Origin of the sequence: Sporosarcina sp. FSL W7-1349 (genome assembly GCF_038003045.1) — a bacterium.
Lineage (GTDB): Bacteria > Bacillota > Bacilli > Bacillales_A > Planococcaceae > Sporosarcina.
In genome coordinates this window covers 127,122-151,674 of the sequence record NZ_JBBOOK010000003.1, presented here as the reverse complement: position 1 = coordinate 151,674, position 24,553 = coordinate 127,122, and the positions used below count along the sequence as shown (strand labels likewise).

Sequence of the window (24,553 nt, the reverse complement as noted above, 5' to 3'; positions counted from 1 at the left end):
GTACTTATGAATAAAACATCAAATTCATTGAGTGGTCGCGATTTGTTTTCGCCTAGTATTGCTGCTTTAGTAGGTGTCATTGTCAATTATGGGGGTACTTTTATTCTTGTGTTTCAGGCAGCAAAAGTAGCTGGTCTAAGTCCTGAAATGACCGCCTCTTGGATATGGTCGATTTCTATTGGTGTGGGGGTAACTGGTATATGGCTAAGTTACCGATACCGTGAACCAATTATTACAGCTTGGTCAACACCAGGTGTAGCTTTTCTTGTTTCAGCTTTAGCGATAACACCCTATCCGGAAGCAATTGGGGCCTATATCATCTCTGCTATAGGGTTTATTTTTTTGGGGTTATCGGGAATGTTTGAACGTTTTGTACAGCGTATTCCTCCTGGGATTGCAGCTGGATTGCTGGCAGGTATTTTATTACAGTTTGGTATTTCGGCTTTCGGCGGTGCGGAAGTTGACCCTCTGCTTGTAGTCGTTCTGTTTGCTTCGTATATCATATTAAGAAGGTTTACATCTCGATATGCTATAGTAGGTATTTTGATAATTGGCCTGATTTATTTGATCAGTATGAGGCAAGCAGATTTTAGCAATATTAAATTGGCAATCGCATTGCCAGTATTTGTCGTTCCGGAATTTTCGCTGCATGCATTACTGGGTGTTGCATTACCGCTGTTTATTATTACGTTGACAGGACAATATATGCCTGGAATGCTTGTATTGCGAAACGATGGATTTAAAACAAGTGCGAATCCAATTTTGGGCGTAACAGGTCTGGGCTCGCTTCTAGCAGCACCATTTGGCGCAAGTCCTTTTAACGTAGCGGCCATAACAGCGGCAATTGCTACAGGGAAAGACGCACATGAGGATCCAAACAAACGTTATATTGCAGGTCTTGCTAGTGGTATCTTTTATATTATTGTCGGCGTATTTGGTGTGACACTGGCTGCACTGTTCCAAATCCTCCCTGCTACCTTTATTGCGACATTAGCGGGATTGGCATTACTAGGTACAATTGGTAGTAGTCTCGCCAACGCTTTAACGAATCCAAACGGGCGCGAAACCGCACTTATTACTTTTTTAGCAACAGCCGCAAATGTTACATTACTTGAAGTCGGGGGGGCATTTTGGGGACTTGTTGCTGGTTTAGTGGCACATGTAATGATTCATGGGAAATTTCATAAAAAGCAATACAAGCTAAGCAGAGTACAACAAGCTGAACAGAAACAATAGGAAAAATGAATGCAGGTACAGAGCAGGTCAAAGCATAAATGAAGCTGTAATAAAGATCAAATTCAGGCGGAGATACTTGTATTATAAAAGTATCTCCGCAAGACGATAAATGCCTTCTTCAATAGCCGCTTCATCTACTTTAGCAAAACCAAGCACCCATCCTTTTCGATCACTACTTATACAATAAGCACTAAGTGGATACACACGTATCCCTCTTTTGAGTGCTTCGTACGTTGCGACTTCTTCATCAAACGATTCTTCAGCTTCAAGAAGCATATGCAATCCCGTTTCTATCCCACTCAGTTTGAAACGATCACCTAGCCCAGTTTCGTTGATAGCTTTCGTCATGGCTTCATGTCTACGGCGATATACATTTCTCACTCTCCTCATATGGCGCATAAAATGACCATGTTCGATAAAATGAGCAAGCGTCAATTGCTCCATAATTGGAAGGTGACGATAAGTTAATTTATGTATTTTGGCAAGTTGGCGAATTGCGTCTTTTGGGCCAACGATTGCTGATATGCGAATACCGGGAGCAACCATTTTTGAAAAACTCATCATATATAATGTATTTTGAGGTTGTTGACTAAATAAGGTTGGAAGCGGATCACCACGATATCTAAATTCGCCATCATAATCGTCCTCAACAATCCAAAATTGATTTTGAACAGCCATGTGTAACAATTGTTGCTTGCGGGATTCAGACATAATGACTCCAACTGCGCACTGATGCGAAGGAGTTACAAAGACAAGCTTGGATTGTGGATGAATGCAATCTACTTGTAGTCCGTGCTCGTCAACGGGGACAGGAACAACACCCATGGACCGATATTTCATCGTCATCCAAGCAGCTGGAAAACCGGGATCTTCAACAGAAACCGTATCTCCCTCATGTAATAAGGCTTGGGCGATTAAATCTATGCTATGCTGTGCGCCTGAAGTTATTATAATTTGGTCGATATCCACGTGAATTCCCCGTTCGAATGTCAAGTAACGTTGAATTTGTTCACGTAGCGGTACAAATCCATAAGGATTACCATAGCCCCAACTTGCTAGGTCTGCTTTTGATGATGCCTGTAAAAACGATTGTCTCCAATTTTTTTGAAATTGTTCGTCCAAGTATGGCTCGTGGGGACAGAAATCGATTTCTACGTTTGGATTTTCTTTGCCTCTTAACCAGCTTTGCAACTGTTCGACTGCGGAGTTTAACAAAGGTAATTGTGGCATAGATGGCCCTTGTGGTGAAACCTCCTCTGAAGAGCTGGATTTATAACCCCATTCACTTACCCTTGTTCCACCGCGTCGATTTGTTACAGTGTACCCACGACTATACAATTCCTCATAAACAATCTGTATGGTGGAGCGTGAGACACCAACTAATACGGCGAGTTCACGAGATGGGGGCAGTATTTCACCCGGTGGCCATTTTCCTGTCGTAATATTATGAATTGCTTGGTCAAGAAGCTGCTGCCATATGGGACTTTTATCATCTCGGTTAACTTTTAGCATTTAATTCACTCCTAGATGATTTTCTATTCAAGATATGGATTGCCCAATAATTAATATATGGAGGTTTCAACTCAATCCATTGGTTGATATACTAACACGTGAATAGTTGCCTTTGCAACACAAAGCATTAGGCAAAAGGAAGTTTTTTAGGCCTAACTTGGAAGCAGTGAGATAGTGGAAAAATCTCTCCATTTCTTTGAATGGAGAGAGTAGGGCAAAGTAATATGGAATAGAGAGGGATCTTTTCATGAAGAACTTGGAACAAAAAGACAAAGTATTGGCTGAAGCTATTAGGAATGAGCTTTCAAGACAACAAGATAAAATAGAGCTGATTGCATCAGAGAACTTTGTTAGTCAAGCTGTAATGGAAGCAACAGGTACTGTACTGACAAACAAGTATGCCGAAGGATATCCAGGAAGAAGATATTATGGTGGTTGTGATTATGTAGATGTAATAGAGGAACTTGCCATTCAACGTGTTAAAAATCTTTTTGGCGCTGAGCATGCAAATGTTCAGCCTCACTCAGGTTCGCAGGCAAATATGGCGGTTTACTTCGCTTCATTGGAACTAGGAGACAAAATTTTAGGGATGAATTTATCCCATGGCGGTCATCTCACACATGGAAGTCCGGTAAATTTTTCCGGTAAATTCTACAATTTTGTCTCTTATGGTGTAGATGAACAAACGGGTTATATTGACTATGATCACGTGCGCAAACTTGCTCATAAACATCAACCACGCATGCTCGTGGCTGGTGCTAGTGCCTATTCACGGACGATTGACTTTAAGTTGCTTGCTCAAATTGCTGCTGAAGTCGGAGCCATATTCTTTGTGGATATGGCACATATTGCGGGAATTGTTGCGGCGGGATTCCACCCCAACCCGTTACCACATGCAGACTTTGTTACAACGACAACACATAAAACGTTGCGCGGACCAAGGGGTGGTGTCATAATGTGTAGAAAATCTTATGCAGAAACAATCGATAAAGCGATATTCCCTGGATCACAAGGTGGACCATTAATGCATATCATCGCAGCAAAAGCTGTTGCGCTTGGAGAGGCGTTACAATCAGATTTCAAAACGTATATTGAAAAAGTTCTTGAAAATGCCAAAGTGTTGGCAGAGACATTAATAAGTGAAGGATTAAATGTCGTTTCGGGGGGAACAGACAATCATATTGTGTTGGTTGATCTGCGTAATATGGGACTAACGGGGAAAGAAGCTGAAATAATACTCGATGAAATAGGAATTACGGCAAATAAAAATTCTATTCCTCACGATCCGGCAAGCCCGTTCGTTACAAGTGGAATTCGATTCGGAACTCCTGCTATGACAACGAGAGGATTAGGACCTAAGGAAATGAAAGAAATTGCCCATCTTATTGTGCTTGCGTTAAAAAAACCAAATTGTTCGGATAGTAAAGAACGGGTTTTAAGAAATGTACATGAAATCACGAATCAGTTTCCTTTATACGAAGGATTACAATAATTTGATGTAGTTTAAATACAGTACAGTCCTTTTCGAGAGTAAATTGAAATAAAATAAGAAACTAAGTTTACTCCTAATGGCCTTTTCGGTTTGAGTCTACTGTTTGCAGTATATTGAGCATTGCTAGTTTTTTCAAGTCTATAATTTTTTATCACAGAATTACATGATTTTTTTATATTTAATAAAGGACACGCCATAAATAAATGATGGCGCAATGACTTCCAGTTCTTCCTTGGAGCTAATAAGAAAACTCTAGCATTAGCTTCACAAGTTATCTATATAAATCGGTGCCGTTCTCATTTGCTGTTTTCACCAAACTCAAGCAGATTACATTCATCTTAGTACCAACTTTCAAAGAGAAAATCCAATTAGGACCAATAACATTTTGTCTTTTCAAGTTCCTTCATTTGATATATCTATTGATTGTATCAGAGTTAACAAGTTAATTTTATATGAGTTGTTTGATTGGGGGCTTACTGAACTTTCGGCAGAAACCCGACCTGTTAGACAACTATCTGCGGTGATACAAGAACATCCGTCTTTCATGCGGAAGAAAATAACCCTGCGTTCGTAAAAACTCGCGCCTTCATAGGCGTGTTTTTTTATATCAACAAATGATGTCCATCATTCAATTGATCCACACTTATTGTAGAAAAAAAGCAAGCCGTTTGAATTGCAGCTTGCCTGTTATATTTCCCTCTATTTAGGTTGAGATTGCCTTCGTTTTATCCTCGATTGAACGCTTTTCATTCATACTACTTATCGATTATCTATGTTTTCCGGATACATGTCGTGCTGCATAAGTCGATTGTACGCCATTTCCTCAAACATCGTTCCCGGCTTTCCGTAATTGCAATAGGGATCAATGGAAATGCCGCCACGCGGTGTGAATTTGGCCCACACTTCAATGTATCTCGGATCCATCAACTCGATTAAATCTTTCATAATGAGATTTACGCAATCTTCATGGTAGGCCCCGTGATTCCGAAAACTGAACATATACAGCTTCAATGATTTGCTTTCCACCATGCGCACATCCGGAATATACGAAATATAGATGGAGGCAAAATCCGGCTGACCCGTCATTGGGCATAGACTCGTAAACTCTGGAATATTGAACTTTACAAAATAATTATTTTCCTGGTGCTGGTTTTCAAATGTTTCCAGCACTTCCGGGTTATAATCATATCGATATTCCGTATTTTGATTTCCAAGCAGCGTGAGGTCCTTCGTATCACTTTGTTTCATACTATTTGTTCCTCCCTTATCGTGTTGCCCGCACTGTTTGCGGAACTGGTTGTGTAACATCTGATATATTCGGTTCATAAATGCCCAATTTCATAACAAAATGCCTGATTCCCCCGGCCACGACCAGCTGCATAAGCGTTTTCGCTACCCACTGTCCCGCAATCGCATAAGGAACAAGCTCCCAAGGCACAAACTTGAGCCCTAAAGGACCGATTCCGATAATGACGAATACAGCCGAATCAAGAAATCCAGCAATAATTCCCGAATACATGACACGCTTTACAAAAGGCAATTTGAAACGCGTATAAATCTCCGTATCTACTGTTTCGGATATGATAAAGCTGAGCGTCGAGGCAAATACGACCCACAGCGCATCGCCTAACAAGTGGCTTGTAATTGCAGATATTGCAAGCGCAGCTACAATCCACATATACGTTTTCGCACGGCCATATCTATTCTGAACCATATCCCGCATGACAAGCGTCAATCCAATAAACAACGTTCCATACGGAATGATGAATAACCCTAATTCAAGCGGTGCAAATTTGGCTGTAATGACGTTGGCAAGTACGATAGATAACAAGTAGATAAGAATCCTAAACATGTTCACGGCCTCCTGTTAAGTAGGCATCCAGGCCTTGCTTTCTTAATTTACAAGAAGGGCAATCGCCGCATCCGTCACCGATGAGCCCGTTGTAACACGTCGTCGTATTCCTTCTGATATACTCCAGCCTGCCCATTCTATCCGCCATCTCCCAAACATCCGCCTTCGTTTCCCACATTAACGGCGTATGGATTTCGAAGCGGGCATCCATCGCGAGATTGAGCGTCAAATTTAAGGATTTGATAAAATCATTGCGGCAATCGGGATAGCCACTGAAATCCGTCTCACTGACACCCGTAACAATATGCCGCGCCCCAACCCGTTTTGCGTAAATCGCCGCAAAGGACAGGAAAATATGGTTTCGGCCTTCGACAAACGTATTGGGCACCGCGCCTGTCTCGTCAATTTCCATATCAGTCCGAGTCATGGCATTCTCCGTCAGTTGACTCAGCAGACTCAAATCCATGATCGTATGAGGAACCCCAAGATCCTTAGCAATTTTCTCTGCCGAATCCAGTTCCGAACGATTTCTTTGCCCATACAAAAAAGTGACGGCTTCAACGCTATCAAATGTCTCCTGTGCCCACAGAAGACAAGTCGTCGAATCTTGCCCGCCACTAAATACAACTACCGCTTTTTCCATATGTAATTCCTCCCTAGTTTTTTTTATAGAGGGGATGGTTTCGAACCCTCTTAGTCATAGTATAGTTGAATCTATCGCCTTTGTGAACCGCCTATTCGAACGGAAGCGCAAGGAATCTAGTTAATAAAAAAGTGTATTTTCGGCATCTATTTGACATTGAAATTAGTCACTGCAGTCTTTCCCTCATCTTCTCAATTTCCTCTTTTTCTAAGTGTGTGACCTCCGCAATGAATTCCGTCGATGTCCCTTTTTTCAACATCTCCACCACTACTTTTTTCACGGTTTGCTCGATTCCTTGCTTCAAACCTTGTTCCAATCCCTGCTCCAATCCTTGCTCTAATCCCTGCTGGACCCCTTTCTCCCACTCCAAGTCAAAAGCATTCTTGATGGTCGGGGAAGCATTTTCTTTATTGTATAGCTCCATTAACTCCGTCTCCTTTCGAATGATTGGTCGAATTTCTTCAGATAGTTGTTTTGAATATGCTTCTGGCAATTGTAACAAGTAATCGATAAAATGAAAAACAGCTTGAACGGCGGTGCGGGAATAGTTTTGATTGCGAATCAGCTCGCGCATTAGTTTTCTTTTAAATAGATAGCGTTGATGGGATTCGTCTTCTGTTTGATGCAAAGCCTTTGCCGCTAATACAATTTTACTAAAAAGATTATCAGACCGTTCCAGTTCCTCATTAGAATACGCTTCCGTTTGGTAATTCCTATATGAATAGTGCAGCTGCGTTCCTAAATAATCGTAGTTGAAACGTTCGGGAATGGTAGTTTTGCTAGGGGATGTGTGAACAGCGATCGCGACAATTTTTTCTTGATGACGGTCGTAAATGCGGTAGAAGTATCGGAACATTCGTTCAGGAAAATCCGTTTCTCTTTTACTTTGCACCTCAATATGAATGAGAATCCATTGTTCTTTACCATTTTTTAAACGGACTTTTGCCAATCGATCTGCAAAACGCCTGCCTTTTTTCCTATCGGCAACCTCCTGAAACAATTCCTTGTCCAAAAAATCTGGCTCCTGATTAAAGTCAATCAGCGTATGCAGCTCTGGCGCGAAAAACAGTAAAAAGTCCTCGAATAATTCACCAATAACCTTTTTCCACAAACCGTCCTGATCCAACGGACTACTGTGATAAGTAACCCTCTCTTCTTTAATCAATGTCATGACCAATCTAAAAAACACCTCCAGCATAATATCCGACTATTAAATTAATTATACCGCAACACGAACATACGTTCAAGACCCCTCCCATTTAGATAGAGGGCAAAGGGGGAATAGTAAATGACACATTACCTAACCACGATTGCTGAAATGAACGCAGCTGCCGAACAACACCTTTCACTTCACTGGGACAACCTACATTCATGGTGATAAATATTAGAGTAAATTTGTGACAGGCACCTATACTGATAAAAGGGGGTATCGATCGTTCCGTGCTTCAGATGGGCAACGCCGTATTTGACGGAGTTGCGGCGGATGATGTCGAGCACTTGGCGGTCTGACTTTGTACTGCTCGAAAAAAGTGACGAGAGAACCTTTTTCAATTAGCTGATTACTGAAGCGAACCGATAATTTATCATTATTTTTTCCTCAATAAACAATATTGTTTCTAAATAATGGATTTAATTGACATTTTACTACAGATGAAATAAAATAAATTGAATTTAATTCCAAAAGGAAGTGTATAATCTACACTGTAAGAAGACCGTTAAAACACATAAACTCACGACGCAAACGTATTGTTTTAAAAACTAGATCGTTTAAGAGGTGTTTGAAGTTGATAACGGACCATAAAGAGCAAACAATATTTAATCACGTTGGAAATAAAATAATTACAGACCGAGAAATTGACATCGTCATTAGATTAGAAGAGCCTTTAGTAGTTGTGTTAGGGAATGTTTTAAGTAACGAAGAGTGTGATGAACTCATCCAATTGTCAAAGGACAAAATAAAACGTTCAAAAATAGGAACGACGCGCGCAGTAAATGAACTGAGAACAAGTAGCGGTATGTTTATTGAAGAAAGTGAAAACGAAATGGTTGCGAGAGTCGAAAGAAGAATTTCATCTATTATGAATATACCCATTGAACACGGAGAAGGCATTCAAATCCTTCAGTATACTCCGGGTCAGCAGTATAAACCCCATTATGATTTCTTTTCATCAACAAGCAAAGTAACAAATAATAGAATTAGTACTCTCGTTATGTACTTAAATGATGTAGAACAAGGTGGAGAAACATTTTTCCCTAAACTGAATTTTTCAGTATCCCCCAAAAAAGGTATGGCAGTCTACTTCGAGTACTTCTACACCGATCCACATTTAAACGAGTTAACTTTACACGGTGGAGCGCCCGTTATCACTGGTGAAAAGTGGGTCGCCACGCAATGGATGAGAAAACAAAAAGTAAGGTGAAAATTTTCTAACTAAATCAATTTCGTAACTCTGAGCATTTATAGAACCAGATTACTTAGCAACAAAAAAGAGGACCTCCCTAAATGTATATATATGAAGGGAAGGTCCTCTCTTATTAAAAATTACAACACCATGATGGATAGTAAATTGCCAACCGGACAAAGCCTCATCGTCGGTAAAATCGCTTGGTCGAATGGACAGATTCCCTTACCGGTATGAATGCGCACTCCTTTTAACACTTTGTATTCTTTTGCTTGCTATATATTCAATATCTCCTATTGCGACTAAACAGTTCAATGATATTCCTGTAAAATGTTCTCCATTTCCACATAATTTAGTTCTTGCGCATAATCTAAAGCTGTTTTTCCGGAGTTATCTTTTAAATGTGGATTTGCTCCATTCTCCAGTAAAACACGGATTATGTCTTGGTATGTCTCAGAGCCGTTTGTTAGAGCAACTGCCTCGATAAGCGCAGTGTAACCAAAATTGTTTTGATGATCGATATCACTCTTACTTTTTTCAAGAAGTAATTTAACATTTTCCAAATGCCCCTTCTCCGCAGCAGGAATTAAAGCATTCCCTCCAAATCGGTTAAATACGCTCTCATCCGGCGAAGAATGTTCAAGCATATATTTCAATATCTCCGTTCTGCCTTGAGCGCCTGCATATAGATAAGGACTATCCGAAATCTTATCTTGTTTATTGATATCTGCCTTGTGATCGATGAGCATTTTACTAATCTCAATGGAATTATTATGAACGGCGATTAGCAGAGCTGTCTCCCCTTTGTCGTTCATTTCATCTATCGGGTAATCGGAATCCGCTAATATCGAACGAACTAATCCTTCATCATTTTCACTCACTGCTTTTAGTAGGCTACCTTGCTCAAAATTGCTCGTTTCGTTTTTCATTTCTTTAGTTGCCTCCTCATTTTCATCAATGTCTTTTCTCACCGTATCTATATTTTCCTTCTCTGCAATGTCTTGATTTTGACAAGCAGCCATGAGCAAAACAGAGAGAAGAAAAGCAATCTGTCGATTGGCACGCTTAAAGTTCATAAATTACAATCTCCTTTATAAATTTTATTGATGAAACGCCGTGTTCATAATTCAAGAAGCTATTTCCCTAGATTCTCTTCATTCTTTTTAGCATTCTTAAACCGCCCCGTTATGGTGGCCTCTTTTCGGTTTAAGGATGGGAAAATGTTTTCATAACCGTAGCCGTTCAATCATTGATCCCAGTAGCAATGACGGTTATGACAATCTCATCTTGTAAAGTTTCGTCAATGACAGAACCAATAATTATGTCGGACTTGTTGTCTCCCAAAGAGGCAATGATATTTGCAGCCTCTTGTACTTCAAATAGGCTTACATTCGTCCCACCTGAAAGTTTCATCAGCACACCTTGGGCCTCATATATTGACGTTTCATTCCCCAATAACGGACTGGAAATCGCCTTTTTCGCTGCTTCAACAGCACGGTTTTCACCTTTTGCGCTGCCAATGCCGATTAAAGCCGAACCTTTATTGGACATGATCGTTTTCACATCGGCAAAGTCAACGTTGACTAAGCCCGGTACGGTAATGATATCTGAAATTCCCTGGATCGTTTGGCGTAGGACATGATCCGCTTCGTGGAACGCTTCTAGCATTGGTGTATGCTTATTGATCATCCCTAATAAGCGATCGTTCGGAATGACAATTAACGTGTCTACCGCCTTCTTCATTGAGGCGACTCCAACTTCCGCTTGTACTGCCCGCTTCCGGCCCTCGAACGTAAAGGGATATGTCACGACGCCTATCGTGAGTATGCCAAGCTCCCGGGCGAGTTCCGCGATTGCAGGGGCGGCCCCTGTTCCGGTCCCGCCTCCCATTCCGGCTGTGACGATCACCATGTCTGCCCCTTCCATTTTCCTCTGGAGCGCTTCTTTGCTTTCTTCCACTGCTTTTTTGCCTATGTCCGGATTAGCTCCAGCACCTAAACCTTTTGTCAATATTGCACCGATTTGCATTGCCGTCTCGGCTTGCGATAAATTGATTGCTTGCATATCTGTATTAACCGCAATAAACTCTACACCCTGTGTCCCATGCTCAATCATACGGTTTACGGTATTGTTGCCTCCGCCACCTACACCGATTACTTGAATGGCAACTGTATTTGTATCAAACTCCATCTCCATCGCTCCCTCAGTTTCTTCCATATGACCTTTTTAAAATGACCTATTTTTTTGATATTTAAAGAAAAAAGCATTATTAAAGCAGTCCCTGTAAAGGTAGCTACTTTAACAATGCCTTCATTAAATTATTGTAATCCCCAAGACCTGCAGGGAATCTTTGTTTTTAATTTTAATATAATATAGCCCGATAAGCAATTCATGAGAGACGATGTACGATACTTAATATGATATGGATGTGCGGGAATTAACCAGAAACACAATTTACTTGTTCTCGCGAATTTCTTTCTGGATTTTCCGAAGGGCTTTTTTCGATCCCCGCTCTATATCATGATTCAGTTTTCTTGTTTTAAAATCACTAAATAAGGTGTCCAAGTCATAGCCTTCCGGATATAGCTCTTCCGCTTTTAGCTCCAGTGCCAACCGTTTTTCGTTCACTTCTATCAATTGATTTTGATAATACACCGTGACGTTGTAATAGTCATCCTTTTCTTTGTACACGAGACCAAAGTCATCGTGGTCAAGCAGTTTTACACGGTCCCCTTTTTGATAGTCGATATTATTTTTTGCTTTTTCAGCAGCTTCTTTCGGTCTTCGGATTTTGCTTTCGTGTAAACGTTCCAAGCGATATTCTTTATTTTTTATATAATCCTCTGCTCTTTTTAACACATGTTCCGGGACATTCATTTTTCTGGAGATCCATAAGGCATTACTGTCTCCGGACTGTCCTATGAGAAGTTTAAATAATGGTTCCAATGTTTCATGATTAAACTGCATCGCAGCGTTCATGAAGTCACTATGCATTTCGGAAAAACGTTTAATCTCTCCATAATGCGTTGTCGCAACAGTAATGCATCCTTTTAGATAAAACTCTTCCAACAGGGAAATCGCCAACGCTGCACCTTCATTTGGTTCTGTCCCACTGCCGATCTCGTCAAACAGGAGAAGGGTATTGTTGTTTACTGACCGAAGTATCTCGGATAAGTTCTTCATATGAGATGAGAACGTGCTAAGCGCATTTTCCAAGCTCTGATTGTCCCCAATATCTACAAAGATGCGGTCAAATACGGCTATTTCGGATTCTTTCGAAGCTGTAATATGAAAGCCGGACATCGTTGCCAGAGTGACAAGGCCAATTGTCTTCAGCACAATCGTTTTCCCCCCGGCGTTCGGTCCAGTGATGATTAAGCTGCGATAACTGTCCCCGATCTGAAACTGAAGTGGTATAACATGACCCGATAGCAATGGATGCTTGCAATTGATTAACTTTATATATCCATGATCATTAATGTTTGGCTCAATTCCATCCACATGTTTGCTATGTTTCGCTTTGGCGAAAATCATATCGTACTGGGATATGAGCTCGATATTAATATGAATGGCTTGAATATTTTCATTCACTAGCCCTGTTAAAGTAGCCAGTATTTGATATTCCAACATAGCCTCTTCCGATTTTAACGTTGCCAATTCAAGACTTAATTTTCCCACCACACTTGGTTCCATAAAGACGGTTGAACCTTTTGAAGATATTTCCACTATCGTTCCCTGTACTTGATTTTTATATGAGGACTTAATCGGGATTGTATAGCGATCATCTTTAATCGTAACGATAGATTCCTGAATGTAGTTTTTATTTGCACTGCTGTTTAAAAACTTATTTAATCGTTCCTTTATTTTTTGTTCAGTTGTTTGGATATGATGACGAACACGTTTAAGTTCTTTGCTGGCGTCCGAGTCGATCTGATTATTTTTGATGGAAGAGTTGATTTCCTCTTCTACCTCCATGAATTCTGTCATGGAATTCGCGTAGGACGATAAGGTTGGAGCAAAAAATTCTTTACCGGCCATGAATACTTTTATCCGCCGGCAACCTCTTAAAAAATCGGACATGCCGGAAAGCTCTGTTGGGGATAAAATGATACCTTTTCCCAATTTGTCAATCGTATGCTCGATGTTGGTCACGCCCATGAAAGGCACGTTTCCTCCCGCGTCCAGAATGGCACGCGCTTCAGATGTTTCGGTCAACCGATGCTGGACTACTTTCAAGTTGGAACTCGGAGTTAATTTATCAAATAGTTGTTTGCCTAGCCCGCTGACGCAATAAGATTTTACGATCTCTTTTAGTTCATTGAACTGTAATTTGTCAAACGTATTTTCATTCATTTTTCATTCTCCTCAATGTGATTTTATAGATCAGCAATGAAGAAACCTATTGGCAAGATTTCAATGAGCTAAATATAAAAAGCTGCGGTGGATACCGCAGCTTACGTTACCGATGCAATCGTAAGATCACAAATAAAACCATCAAATCGATAGCTCTATTTATGAAATTATACGCATGTTTGTAAAGTATGGTAGGTATCTTCATAAGTGGAAATAAGTCCATAACAAAATAAAGGATATACAATCCCCGATTTTTAAAACTTCCTTATTTCCTATCATGTTCTCTTATTTAGAAACGACTACCGCACTCACAAAATGCACCTCTTAAATTGAATTGTTAGGCTCATTGAAATTGACTTTACAAGGGCTATTATAATTAATATCCGTAGGAAAGTAAAGAGCCTTCAAGGACGGTGCAAACCTGTCCTCAAAAAGCACAAATTCACCGGATTGCCGGATACATAGTTGTTAGACTGAGAATAGAGAGGAGAGGTGTAATGGAGGGCCTTCAAAAAATGCTCGATAGCATCGAGTACATCGAAAGGAATTTGGTTGAGGATCTGTTCATTGAGGATATTGCCGCTGCCGCCTGCATGTCCAAATTTCACTTTCAACGAATGTTCCATATGCTGACGGGATATACCGTCAGTGAATATATCCGAAATCGCCGTATCACGGTGGCAACACAGGAGCTGGTCCATTTCAGAACTAAAGTGATCGACGTGGCCATGAAGTTTGGATATGAAAGTCCGGAATCATTTTCAAAAGCATTCCGGAAAATTCATGGCATCAGTCCCTCTGAAGCTAAAAAGCATAGTCAAGCATTGAAGGCCTATCCTAGACTCTCTTTTCAAATACAGGTAAAGGGTGATGTGGAAATGGATTATAAAATCGTGGAAAAAGAGACGTTTCCTATTGTAGGAAAAGGCATTCGGACTACGACAATAGGCGGGGAGAATCACCAGAAGATAGCCGAATTCTGGCAGGAGGCCAATCAGGATGGTTTTACGGAAGAGCTTGCCAAACAGGGCGGCCCTCTCGGATTGCTCGGAGTTTGTATGGATTTTGATAAAGAACAGGAGCATCTCACCTATATGATCGCCGCAGAAAAACAGCAAATCCCAACTCCTTCCGATTGGGAAGAACGGCAAATTCCTTCCGCGACTTGGGCAGTGTTTCCCGTCCACGGCGCCATGCCTGATGCAATGCCCAAAGTATGGGATAGAATCTTTTCCGAATGGTTCCCCGCAACGGGATACGAGCATTCGGGCGGACCTGAACTGGAAGTCTACTTAAGCGATGCAGATCCTTCTTCCGAAAATTACTATAGTGAAATTTGGATTCCCATCAAAAAATAACAACAACTGCAGGCCTGGCATCCTTGTAGAGATGGCAATTTCAGAGACGTAAGAACGCTTGGAGAACGTTTCAAGCGTTTTTTGTGTTTTAGTGCGTGCCCCTATGCTCATGTTGATCTCTCAAATAGCAAAAACCCCCTAATTCATTGTTTGAATTAGGAGGCCAATTGATTACATAAATAGATCTTATCTCAATGATCCGGCATCATAGAACCGGCATCCCATACTTCCGTATACGATCAGCGGTTTATTGCGAGAAGCGTTAAGGCTTTCTTCAATCAATTTGGTATCGATGCAAGCTTGATCCACACAAAAATCTAATAGCAATTCATCTTAATCAGGACGTTTCATTGCAAAAATTTCACCGATCTTCGCATAGTTTGCACCCGCCAGTCGACTGACAGCCGCCAAACCATTTGCATCAATTCTTCCGTTTTCATAGAGCTCATCAGCAATATGGAATCGGACAACTCTCCCAATGATTAAATCACAACCGGGCCGCTCTTTATCACCCAAATGCAAGGAATGCTCCAGTATGCACTCCATTCGAATCTTTGCTTCTTTTACGCCTGGCACAGATATGTTGGAACTGTCAACGGGTGTCAATCGCGCCAGCTCAATCTCACTTTCATCCGGCGGAAGGCTCGCCGCTGTTTCGTTAACCGACTCCACATTTTCTTCATCCACAATATGGACGACAAATTCTTGCTTCTTCTCAATATTCCGAGCGGTATCCTTCTGTTCCCCGCCTAAACGTTGAATCGCTATAGAAATCATAGGAGGGTTGGACGAAACGATATTAAAGTAACTAAAGGGAGCACCGTTTAGAACCCCCTCTTCAGACAATGAAGTCACGAATGCAATCGGCCTCGGTATAATACTTCCAATTAGAAGTTTATAATTTTCCCTCTCCGTATTTGCACGCGGATCAATGGAAAGCATGGACATCCACCTTTCTTTCGTTACATTAATTCTTGCACTTTAACCGGTATTAAACTGCGTTCCAGTCGGTCTCTATACTTTTCATATTGCACAGGCAGCATTAGCTTCTCTCCCATTGTAGCCTGAGATTCATCATGTGCAAACCCTGGAGGATCGGTTGCAATTTCAAATAATATTTCCCCATGCTCTCTGAAGTATATAGCTCTAAGTAATTTCGGTCCTCGTCGTCCCTTGCGTGTTGATAATCACAACGGGTATCGCGTTATTCGGACTTGCCGAGAATCTCACTCATGCGCGATGATTTGCTTGTTTGCTGGAATTCTATTGATACTGGTCAATTTGAAAACGAATTGATGTTGAGCGATAGTCAATGTAAAAAGAAGCATGCTCTCCCTCCTCAGAGAGAACATACTTCTTCCGTTGCTTTATATCATTCGTTTACTTCTACATCTACATCTTTGGTGTAGTTATACTGGGATGGATCTACGGGCGTATATCCTTTTGGCGTATAGAATCTCAACAAGTCGCCATTCACAACTTTATCAGAAAGCCCCAATTTATAAGCCGCTTCTTTTTTCATGGCTTCCGCACGCTCCAATTGACTTTCGTCGAGCGGCAAGCCTGTCCGATTATCATAAAACTTTTCATTGATGGAATCAATCGTCGGGCTGACGAAATCGCCATTTCGAAATGGGACAATTTCATTATGCTCTTCCGAGAATAAATCGGTACCGAATTGAACATAGTCTTTCGTATCAATTCCAAGCAAATGTAATAACGTCGGAAGAAGGTCTGTCTGGCCGCCATACGTGTGGTTGATGCCGCCTTTCATTCCAGGCACATGTATGAATAATGGGACGCGCTGCAAGTTCGCACTTTCATACGGCGTAATGTCTTTCCCCAAGATTTGGCCCATCGCTTTTTTATGATTGTCTGAAATACCATAATGGTCGCCATACAGAACAATGACCGAGTTATCATATAAGCCCATTTCTTTTAATCGAGTGAAAACTGTTTCAATCGCCTCGTCCGTATAACGCGCAGTTTGGAAATAATCGTCCACACTGGCGTCCCCAGTCTGAGCTTTATCGATTGTCACTAAGCTTTGATCCATCGCATACGGATAGTGGTTTCCAACCGTAATAAATTTCGCATAGAACGGCTGCGGCAGTGAACCGAGCAGGCTTTCAGATTGTTCATAGAACGGTTTGTCCAACAATCCGTATTCGGCCATGTCGATCGGGGCACTCGTATCATAATAACTCGCATCGAAGAAATGATCGTACCCAAATGCTTTATAGATCGTATTCCGATTCCAGAAGCTGCCGTTATTGCCGTGGAAGACAGCGGATGTATATCCACGGTCCTTTAAAATGCTTGGCGCGGCTTGGTACGTATTTTGCGCTTTCGTAATAAAAGCAGATCCTTGCGGCATCCCGAATATGGAGTTCTCCAACATGAACTCCGCATCGGACGTTTTGCCTTGGCCCGTTTGGTGGAAGAAGTTATCGAAATACGCCGTATTCTCGTCTTTTGTTAATGAATTCAAGAAAGGCGTCACTTCTTCACCGTTCAATTTGTAGTTGATCAGGAAGTTTTGGAATGATTCTAGATGCAAATAGATGACGTTCATCCCTTTGGCTGCCCCAAAATAGGTTGGATTCGGTTTGGCGTAAGCAGATTCTGTGTAGTTGATCACTTCTGTAACATCACTACTATCTGCGAGCGCCCGCCGTGATGAGGCCGCCGCCGTTTCCACCGAGTCGTAAATCGTGTAATTATACATCCCTAGGTATTTCACAATATAATTTCGATCAAAGCCTCGAGTCAACAGTTGCGGACGGCTCGATTCAGCGAGTCCTAGATTGATGATAGAAATTACTAAGGCGACAGCAATAATGGCGGCCGCTTTTTTAGATCCAATCCGTTTTGTCTCTTTTTGTACCTTACGTGAAAATCGAAGGTACATCATGATAAATACATCCACAAAGAACAAAATATCATACGGTTTTAGCAAGGACAGAACACTTCCGCCCAAATCTCCGAAATTCTGCGTTTGCATAAGGGTAGGAATTGTAATGAAATCACTGAAAAACCGGTAATAGACGATATTCGCATATAAGAGAATCGACATGAGCGTGTAGATCATGACAAGTGCTGTATATTTTCTCGTTCCTTTAAACAGAAAAGAAATCCCTAAAAACAGCAATGCCGAACCGAGCGGATTGAGCAACAACAGGAATTGTTGAAGAGGCCCTTCCACTCCTAATTCAAATTGTGTCGTTTGCGCGATATAGGTTTTCATCCATAACATCAAGACAGCGACTGCATAGATTCCTAAAAAGTTGTGTAAAAGAAAATCTTTCACACTCCGTTGTTTTCTCATGCTAACACCGCCCTTTACTTTTTGATTTATTTCTGATCTATAGAAAATGTTATTTTAAAGTAACTTTACAAGTAAAACATAATACTCCTCTTTAGCCTTTTCGTCAACTTACAAGAATGCAAGGTGGTTTGCAGTGGAAAAGCACAGCGCGTGCAACATTGGGACGAGAACCGCTATTGCGGCATTTGTCAAACTTCCCTTTTCTATAAGACTAGAACGGTTTCCATCAATTGGCGATTCCGCATAAGATCTTTACTTCTTTTCTTTCTTACTTTCTTTAATAGTTGTTTGCTCATTGTTAACCCTTTGTTAGTCCCATTAGCAAGACACTGCTGGCCAACTCGCCAAACGCCCAGTTCGCATGGGTTTGGAGCCTGTTTTCCGTAGTAACTTCCTTGTTGATAAAACGAGGGTTTCGAAATGTGGTCAAATCGTCATAACGAGTGATCTTCGCTAGAACAGTTGATGTGCTTAAAAATAACTGCTTATCTCTCATGTTACATGCATAGTCATCCCTTTCGCATTCATCCCTTCCTTGATTGGTTCTTCATTAGTTATATAAAGAAAAAAGAGGAATTGGATACTTGAAGTGAAAAATTTTTATCGGGAGAAATTTGGTTTCAGTGAAAAAGACCGCTTCATCCTGTTCTACACCGAAGATAGCAGGCGGTTATTGATGGGGAATGCTTCTTCAAAACAACACGGTAGCCTGTAGAATGTCTAAACGAAATGGGAGTAACAAAAAAGACGTCTTCCTCTGTGTTGACAATGGAAAACGTCTTTGAAGCAGCAAAGATACTATTCGGGCCGCCATGTTTTACACCGACCACTCAGTGGAAATCTTGAATTATATCGAGGAGGTCACGATGTGGAAATCTTTATAATCGGCCACTATTCACATACAAAAGAAGAATTCTTCGAGCTGCTCGAACTTGCGGAGATCGAGCAGCTCTTCGACGTGCGCGCATTTCCCGATACTCAGAAAGTGCAAGGGTACACAACCAGGTGTACATCGCAATGATCGTCTACTGCCTGGACGTCCTGGCACAGCTTCGAACGAAGATTACACGTACATATTTGCAGATCAGCCGCTACCTGAAGGCGTCATTGTGGAAATCCGCACATATCTGGCTTCGAAAAATTCAATGCAAAAGCGTGATATAACATAAGTGAATCTGCTCAGTTGCGCCTGCCAAACGGTAAAGTAAAATATGGGGTGACTGCTCTGTCTCTATTCAGCTGTTTTCGTTTTTTCTCTTTAAACAGAAAAAAGAAACTCGAATATTTGGAAGTAATTTGTGCGACGCTAGTGGTGTTTCACCTTTCTTCGACATGTAGAGGATTCTTGAGTTATTCAGTAACCCCAATTTAAAATCAATTCATTTCTTGCAGCTCAAATTTTATTTTACCAATTTCCTCTTTAACATTTTTAATCAACTCTTTAATAAGAATTGATTGTAAAATCAAGTACCCGTTATCTATAAATTCAGGGAAGGTACCATTTAAATCTTGTTTAATAAAATCTAGATAGATTTCAATTTGATTGTCATCTAAATGACTATGTTGCACAGAATTTCTATATACCCGAAGTCTATTCATCGCATTTTGTGCATGTGGGACACGTTCTTTAAAATCATTAAAGAAATAACCTCTTTTATTTTCCTTATCTCCAAGTTCTTTAATAATTTCTCCAATACAACCGTATAACTGTGCAGTAAACGTAGTAAAACTGTTCAAGTTATTTGCTAGCCCCATACTTTCAAACAAGTGTTCGTTATTACAACGATTGTTTATTAGCCAGCCCATACCATAATAATCATTCATTAACAAATCTAAATCTTTAATCAACATTACTAGCTCTTTTATAGCTTTCTTAAGACTTTGTTTATTTAATAATTCTTCCTTATCAAATGCTCTTTCAGTAACTTCGACTTCCTTAAATTCAGTAATTTTATAAACCTTTGTTTCCATACATTTGCTATTTGTAACTAGATCTAAATTATAACAAGATGGTTTAATTATAAAGCCTTCACTTTTATTAATACATAAAGTTGGAAGTTGACGCTCTATAGAATGATTCACATTTAAAAATTCTGTAGACCTTTTCAAGTTAATTATTTTATTAACTTGAACTTTTTGATAAGGATTTGAATAATTACCTGTAAAGGTTATAATAACCTTTGTCTTTGATTTTAATAGTTTACTTAGGGCATCTATCCACCCATCATTGGGAATAAAGTAATCATTAATAGGCAGTATAAATTCCAATTGATTATAATCTGATTCTAAAATGTTCACATCAAGTATATCCCAAAAATCAACCTCTGAAATTTCTACACTATGTAAAAAATCGAGAGCATACATTTCTTCTAAAAACTTTGAATCTGTAATAAAATATTTAATTCCTTGTAAATCACCTTGCTTTAATTTAAGTTCTAATGTTTCCAAATGGTAATCCAAATCATAAGCTAATAATCGAATTTCTTTATCTGGTGACTCAAGTATAACAATATAAAGTTTATAAAATTCATCTGCTTTATTAACGACTCTTGAAATCTCTACTAAATTCCCATCAAATTCAGCATCTTCTTCCTTTTTGGTTGATTTGAAAATAGAACGAACTTTAGTATAGTCTACTAAATTTTGGTCATTTTTAGATAACAGAGGTTTTATAGTAAATAAGTTCATTTTGTTAGTATTTTTAGCCTTAATAAAACTACCACTTTTATAAATATTGCCTGTATACGAATTAATAGATAGACTTACTTCAGTAATTTCTAAACTTGAATACTTACTCTTATTAAGTGCTTCTCTTCCCTTTTCAGTAATTTTTCTCGTTTTAAAATCAATTAAATCTAATTGGATAAGGGAATAGTATGCCGATTTAACTAAATCTTTATCTAAAGCTAACATTTCAGAAATTTCTATTGTACTATAGTTTAAGTTTGACAGCTTCAATGTATATTCTTGTACAATAGGTAATCCCTTTTCTATAGTAGCTAAGCACTTAGCGCTTTTTTTAAAAACAGGCATACCTATTTCAAAAACATTTATTACTCTATAATATGGAAATTCTCTTTTTACAGCATTATAAACTAGTGATTTACTCATTAATACACCTCCTGAAACAAGCAGGTCTCTGGATGTTGATTAATATAGTGAATTACTTTTCTAAAATAATCACCTTTATTATTATATGCTTTAACAACGGCCCTACTGTCACCAACAATATATAATTTCATCTTGGCTCGAGATAATGCGACATTTAATCTTCTTTGGTCACTCAAGAAACCTATTTTATAGTCCAAATTTGATCTAACCAAACTATAAAATACGATGTCTGTTTCCGATCCTTGGAAAGCATCAATATTATCAATTTGGATTTCAAGATTACTCCATTTAGGGTCTTTAGGCGATATTGTTGAGTTTAACAATTGCTTTTGAGCATTATATCCAGAAATCACACCAACAGATCTCTCTATCCCCTTATTTTTATATTCTTTATTAATTCTCTCTAATTCTCTATTGATAATTTTAGCTTCTTCAATATTTCTAAAAGATTCTCCAAATTTTTCCTCTTTACGTCCCTTAAGATTATTAGTATCTTTCCAAATAATAATTTCTTTTTCATCTAATCCATGCATTCTTTCTTCTTTTTCGATTTTAGTTTCAATTTTATGAGTAGGATAAAATACATTTTTAATCATTGACGAAATTACAGGATGCATTCGGAATTGGGAACTTAAAGTATATCTAGCCTCTTCAGAAGACTTGTTAAAGATGTCTTCAAAAAGACTCCTCTCAAGTTTTTTAACATTTATACCTAGTTCTTTTTCTTGAATTAAGTTTATTATTGGTGGTAACTGATGATGATCTCCTACCAGTATTATTTTATATCCTAACAACATTGGTAAAATCATTTCAGGTGCAGTCGCACGTGCAGCTTCATCGATTATAACCCAATCATAAACAATGCTTCTTAAAGTGTGTCTAGACGCTATCCCCACACATGTCGAAGCTACAATAGATGCTTCTTGAGCAAATATATCATCAAATTCATCCATTAATTCTAACCTTGAATGCCATGACTTAATAACTTCTAATGTTCCCATAAGTTTAGGATTAACATTCTCTTCAGCAAAAGCATCTTTACTATTAGTACTGAAGTTTTTTAACGCTTTTCTTTCATCAGTATTAAGTTCTGCATTAAAATGAAATTTGTTCCTCGTATTTTTTAAAGACGATTCTTTAACCTCATGAACCCATTTTCTTAATTGCTCATTAACTAGTAAATTTTCTGATTCAACAGCTATTTTTTCACTATTACCAATTCTTATTATTTTTCTATTCTCTTGAGTCTTAATTATATTTTTTAATAGATGATCTACCGCCACATGAGAAGGCGAGGTAACTAATACTTTAGCGTTATCTTTTTCTAAAAATATTTGATTAATAATCTCTGTAATGACGGTTGATTTCCCTGTGCCAGGAGGCCCTTGAATTAGAAATATATCATTGGTAGCTAATGCTCTTTTAACCGCTATTTTGTTTTCTGAATCAATACTCTTATTTACAAACTCTAAATCTGTAATTGAATTATTAATTGTTAAGGTTGAAGGGTCTATTAAATAATTAAATAGTTCTCTATTTGCAGTTTGACCATTCCTTAAAGCTCTAAGTGCATTCCTTAATCTTTTATTCATAGCTAATGCTTGTGTCATATCAATTGAAAGGTTTCCAATTGGACTGATTTTTTCAAATTCTAAATGTGGGACAATTGATGTAAATAAAATATTATCTTTAACATATTTAAATTTCCCTACAGTAATTTTCCCTTTATTCCTCATTTGCAAATTTATAAAATCATTTTCTTCTATTAATCCAATATCAGTATTTAACCCTAATTTTATCTTTATTTGATTTTTATTATTATCAATTTCAAAATCTTCATAGTTACCTATATTTTGCCTTTTATAATTAAAATTATTTAGGATGTCTAGGACATTTTCCCATTCTTCAATTAATTTGTTTGATTCCTCTGCCGATATTTCTTTAGACTTATGTTGCTCATATTTTTTATCTATAGCCTTTATTAAAACATTGAAATTGTTAAGATTTTGAGATACCAGTTTCTTAGTAGAAACATTTATTCCTGTATTAATCTCTATGCCTTTGTTACGCTCGTATTCATTCGTAGAATAATCTATTAATGAATCAATTTCTTTAATCTCAAAATATCCATCATAATGATTAGGTTTCAAGACGAGTTTGACTTCTTCACCAATCAAATAATAACTATTTTTCGATTTATAAATTGTTGGAGCTACTAGTGCAGAGTTTAAAAAACTTAAAAATTCTCTTTCATTGTTGTTAAAAATTATTCCCTTTTCATATAATTTCTTTGATAAGTATTTAGGTGCAAAAACATTTAATACACCATCTAGAATAGAAAACTTTTCTTTATAAGTCTGCAAATCTTCTAAAAAGTTATAGCAGGTTTTATATCTCAAATTTACATCAATAGCTAATGCTTTTTTTAATATAATTTTTAATTCGTTATCTAGAAATAAGTTGTCGATACTAAGATAAATCTCTTCTTTATCAACTGTAGGAGTTTGGTTTGTTAACAACTTCAATAAGACTAAACCTACTGAATAAATGTCTGTTTGAAAATTTAATTCCTTACCTAATATTTGTTCTGGCGAAGCATATTCTTTAGTCATACGGTCTTTTAATGTATAACCTGTATTAAAACTATAGAGATCTAAAATCTTACTTATACCAAAGTCGATTATCTTAACTCTTCCCTCATCTGAAACTAGGATATTTGATGGTTTGATATCTCTATGTATAATGTTTTTATTATGTGCTTCAATCATGCCATTTAATATTTGTTCTATAATATCTACCTTTTCTTCAATTTTTAAAGTACTTTCTTTTTGATAATTCTCCAAATTATCACTCAAAAAATTTTCCATTACTATATAAAATTTATTTTCGTCTATTCCTGAATTTATATATTTAATGATGTTTGGATGATTTAATCTAGATAATGCTTCTGCATCTCTTTTGTATATTTCTGAAAGGTATTCATGTTCTCCATCATCTATATTAAATTGCAATATTTTAATACTTAAAAATTCCTTTGTCTTTCTATGCTTCGCATCATATATAATACTATCTTTTCCTTTAGCAATTTCCTCGATTAAAATATATTTATTATCAATAATATAGTTCATCAAATGCCACCTCATTTGAACAAGAATAAATTTCTATACTTTACAAAGTTTACACTTGGTATTTTTTCGAACAAAACTTCCTCAAAAGCTCGAGAAACACTTGTATAAGAATGCCTGTATGCTAAACAAACCAAAAAA

At 38.4% G+C, this 24,553-nt stretch carries 16 protein-coding genes and 3 pseudogenes; 6 read left to right on the top strand and 13 right to left on the bottom strand.

Going from position 1 to position 24,553, the window contains the following annotated elements:
* The first annotated feature begins 6 nt into the window (after positions 1–6).
* Positions 7–1,236 carry a benzoate/H(+) symporter BenE family transporter gene (locus MKY41_RS19290; protein ID WP_340746608.1) on the top strand — a complete coding sequence of 410 codons (1,230 nt, stop codon included), beginning with the start codon at positions 7–9 and terminating at the stop codon, positions 1,234–1,236.
* 81 nt (positions 1,237–1,317) lie between these two features.
* Here the strand turns inward: MKY41_RS19290 and pdxR are convergent, their stop codons facing one another.
* A complete protein-coding gene (pdxR, locus tag MKY41_RS19285) occupies positions 1,318–2,748 on the bottom strand; it encodes a MocR-like pyridoxine biosynthesis transcription factor PdxR (protein ID WP_340746607.1) in 1,431 nt (476 codons plus the stop codon).
* A gap of 247 nt (positions 2,749–2,995) precedes the next feature.
* On the opposite strand from pdxR, the gene glyA reads away from it, so the two are divergent.
* Complete coding sequence (gene glyA, locus MKY41_RS19280; RefSeq protein ID WP_340746606.1) at positions 2,996–4,240, top strand: serine hydroxymethyltransferase; 1,245 nt, start codon at positions 2,996–2,998, stop codon at positions 4,238–4,240.
* Positions 4,241–4,999: 759 nt separating this feature from the next.
* Here the strand turns inward: glyA and queF are convergent.
* The 4 genes from queF to MKY41_RS19260 form a co-directional block, all read right to left on the bottom strand.
* On the bottom strand, positions 5,000–5,488 hold the full coding sequence (queF, locus tag MKY41_RS19275) for a preQ(1) synthase (RefSeq protein ID WP_340746605.1): 489 nt from the start codon (positions 5,486–5,488) through the stop codon (positions 5,000–5,002).
* Positions 5,489–5,504: 16 nt separating this feature from the next.
* Positions 5,505–6,092: a VUT family protein gene (locus MKY41_RS19270; RefSeq protein ID WP_340746604.1), complete on the bottom strand. Its 588-nt coding sequence runs from the start codon at positions 6,090–6,092 to the stop codon at positions 5,505–5,507.
* On the bottom strand, positions 6,085–6,762 hold the full coding sequence (gene queC / locus MKY41_RS19265; RefSeq protein WP_340746842.1) for a 7-cyano-7-deazaguanine synthase QueC: 678 nt from the start codon (positions 6,760–6,762) through the stop codon (positions 6,085–6,087). The genes MKY41_RS19270 and queC overlap by 8 nt, the downstream gene beginning before the upstream one ends.
* Positions 6,763–6,901: 139 nt before the next feature.
* On the bottom strand, positions 6,902–7,906 hold the full coding sequence (locus MKY41_RS19260; RefSeq protein ID WP_340746841.1) for an Rpn family recombination-promoting nuclease/putative transposase: 1,005 nt from the start codon (positions 7,904–7,906) through the stop codon (positions 6,902–6,904).
* A 613-nt stretch (positions 7,907–8,519) separates the two neighbouring features.
* Between MKY41_RS19260 and MKY41_RS19255 the strand changes: the two genes are divergently transcribed.
* Positions 8,520–9,155 carry a 2OG-Fe(II) oxygenase gene (locus MKY41_RS19255; RefSeq protein ID WP_340746603.1) on the top strand — a complete coding sequence of 212 codons (636 nt, stop codon included), beginning with the start codon at positions 8,520–8,522 and terminating at the stop codon, positions 9,153–9,155.
* Between the two features lie 293 nt (positions 9,156–9,448).
* On the opposite strand, the gene MKY41_RS19250 is transcribed toward MKY41_RS19255, so the two are convergent.
* From MKY41_RS19250 to MKY41_RS19240, 3 genes and pseudogenes are all read right to left on the bottom strand, one after another.
* Complete coding sequence (locus MKY41_RS19250) at positions 9,449–10,213, bottom strand: ankyrin repeat domain-containing protein (protein ID WP_340746602.1); 765 nt, start codon at positions 10,211–10,213, stop codon at positions 9,449–9,451.
* A 169-nt stretch (positions 10,214–10,382) separates the two neighbouring features.
* A pseudogene (gene ftsZ / locus MKY41_RS19245) lies at positions 10,383–11,333 on the bottom strand (cell division protein FtsZ); the annotation flags it as partial.
* A gap of 258 nt (positions 11,334–11,591) precedes the next feature.
* Positions 11,592–13,490 (bottom strand): endonuclease MutS2, encoded by a 1,899-nt coding sequence (locus tag MKY41_RS19240; RefSeq protein WP_340746601.1) that lies wholly within the window; start codon positions 13,488–13,490, stop codon positions 11,592–11,594.
* Positions 13,491–13,987: 497 nt separating this feature from the next.
* Here MKY41_RS19240 and MKY41_RS19235 point away from each other — a divergent pair, with 497 nt between their 5' ends.
* Positions 13,988–14,848 carry an AraC family transcriptional regulator gene (locus MKY41_RS19235; RefSeq protein WP_340746600.1) on the top strand — a complete coding sequence of 287 codons (861 nt, stop codon included), beginning with the start codon at positions 13,988–13,990 and terminating at the stop codon, positions 14,846–14,848.
* A gap of 333 nt (positions 14,849–15,181) precedes the next feature.
* On the opposite strand, the gene MKY41_RS19230 is transcribed toward MKY41_RS19235, so the two are convergent.
* The 3 genes and pseudogenes from MKY41_RS19230 to MKY41_RS19220 all read right to left on the bottom strand — a co-directional run bounded on the left by MKY41_RS19230 (position 15,182) and on the right by MKY41_RS19220 (position 18,176).
* Positions 15,182–15,790, bottom strand: coding sequence for a flavin reductase family protein (locus MKY41_RS19230; protein ID WP_340746599.1), 609 nt, complete (start codon positions 15,788–15,790; stop codon positions 15,182–15,184).
* 20 nt (positions 15,791–15,810) lie between these two features.
* Positions 15,811–16,010, bottom strand: a pseudogene (locus MKY41_RS19225) (ring-cleaving dioxygenase); the annotation flags it as partial.
* 210 nt (positions 16,011–16,220) lie between these two features.
* Complete coding sequence (locus MKY41_RS19220; protein ID WP_340746598.1) at positions 16,221–18,176, bottom strand: LTA synthase family protein; 1,956 nt, start codon at positions 18,174–18,176, stop codon at positions 16,221–16,223.
* An 868-nt stretch (positions 18,177–19,044) separates the two neighbouring features.
* Here MKY41_RS19220 and MKY41_RS20825 point away from each other — a divergent pair.
* Together MKY41_RS20825 and MKY41_RS19215 are read left to right on the top strand one after the other, a co-directional pair.
* Entirely contained in the window at positions 19,045–19,197 is a 153-nt protein-coding gene (locus MKY41_RS20825) for a hypothetical protein (RefSeq protein ID WP_445683359.1), read from the top strand.
* A pseudogene (locus MKY41_RS19215) lies at positions 19,167–19,340 on the top strand (IS4 family transposase); the annotation flags it as partial. The gene MKY41_RS20825 and the pseudogene MKY41_RS19215, both read left to right, overlap by 31 nt.
* Before the next feature lie 210 nt (positions 19,341–19,550).
* On the opposite strand, the gene MKY41_RS19210 reads toward MKY41_RS19215, so the two are convergent.
* Together MKY41_RS19210 and MKY41_RS19205 are read right to left on the bottom strand one after the other, a co-directional pair.
* Positions 19,551–21,287, bottom strand: a complete 1,737-nt coding sequence (locus MKY41_RS19210) for a hypothetical protein (RefSeq protein ID WP_340746597.1) — start codon at positions 21,285–21,287, stop codon at positions 19,551–19,553.
* Complete coding sequence (locus tag MKY41_RS19205; protein WP_340746596.1) at positions 21,287–24,415, bottom strand: serine/threonine-protein kinase; 3,129 nt, start codon at positions 24,413–24,415, stop codon at positions 21,287–21,289. Before MKY41_RS19205 ends, MKY41_RS19210 begins: the two co-directional genes overlap by 1 nt.
* Positions 24,416–24,553 lie beyond the last annotated feature (138 nt).

Excerpts from the sequence above, each read along its gene's own strand:
- MKY41_RS19290 (WP_340746608.1), top strand. The coding sequence starts at position 7 with ATGAATAAAACATCAAATTCATTGAGTGGTCGCGATTTGTTTTCGCCT.
- pdxR (WP_340746607.1), bottom strand. The coding sequence starts at position 2,748 with ATGCTAAAAGTTAACCGAGATGATAAAAGTCCCATATGGCAGCAGCTT.
- glyA (WP_340746606.1), top strand. The coding sequence starts at position 2,996 with ATGAAGAACTTGGAACAAAAAGACAAAGTATTGGCTGAAGCTATTAGG.
- queF (WP_340746605.1), bottom strand. The coding sequence starts at position 5,488 with ATGAAACAAAGTGATACGAAGGACCTCACGCTGCTTGGAAATCAAAAT.
- MKY41_RS19270 (WP_340746604.1), bottom strand. The coding sequence starts at position 6,092 with ATGTTTAGGATTCTTATCTACTTGTTATCTATCGTACTTGCCAACGTC.
- MKY41_RS19260 (WP_340746841.1), bottom strand. The coding sequence starts at position 7,906 with ATGACATTGATTAAAGAAGAGAGGGTTACTTATCACAGTAGTCCGTTG.
- MKY41_RS19250 (WP_340746602.1), bottom strand. The coding sequence starts at position 10,213 with ATGAACTTTAAGCGTGCCAATCGACAGATTGCTTTTCTTCTCTCTGTT.
- MKY41_RS19240 (WP_340746601.1), bottom strand. The coding sequence starts at position 13,490 with ATGAATGAAAATACGTTTGACAAATTACAGTTCAATGAACTAAAAGAG.
- MKY41_RS19235 (WP_340746600.1), top strand. The coding sequence starts at position 13,988 with ATGGAGGGCCTTCAAAAAATGCTCGATAGCATCGAGTACATCGAAAGG.
- MKY41_RS19230 (WP_340746599.1), bottom strand. The coding sequence starts at position 15,790 with ATGCTTTCCATTGATCCGCGTGCAAATACGGAGAGGGAAAATTATAAA.
- MKY41_RS19220 (WP_340746598.1), bottom strand. The coding sequence starts at position 18,176 with ATGAGAAAACAACGGAGTGTGAAAGATTTTCTTTTACACAACTTTTTA.
- MKY41_RS19210 (WP_340746597.1), bottom strand. The coding sequence starts at position 21,287 with ATGAGTAAATCACTAGTTTATAATGCTGTAAAAAGAGAATTTCCATAT.
- MKY41_RS19205 (WP_340746596.1), bottom strand. The coding sequence starts at position 24,415 with ATGAACTATATTATTGATAATAAATATATTTTAATCGAGGAAATTGCT.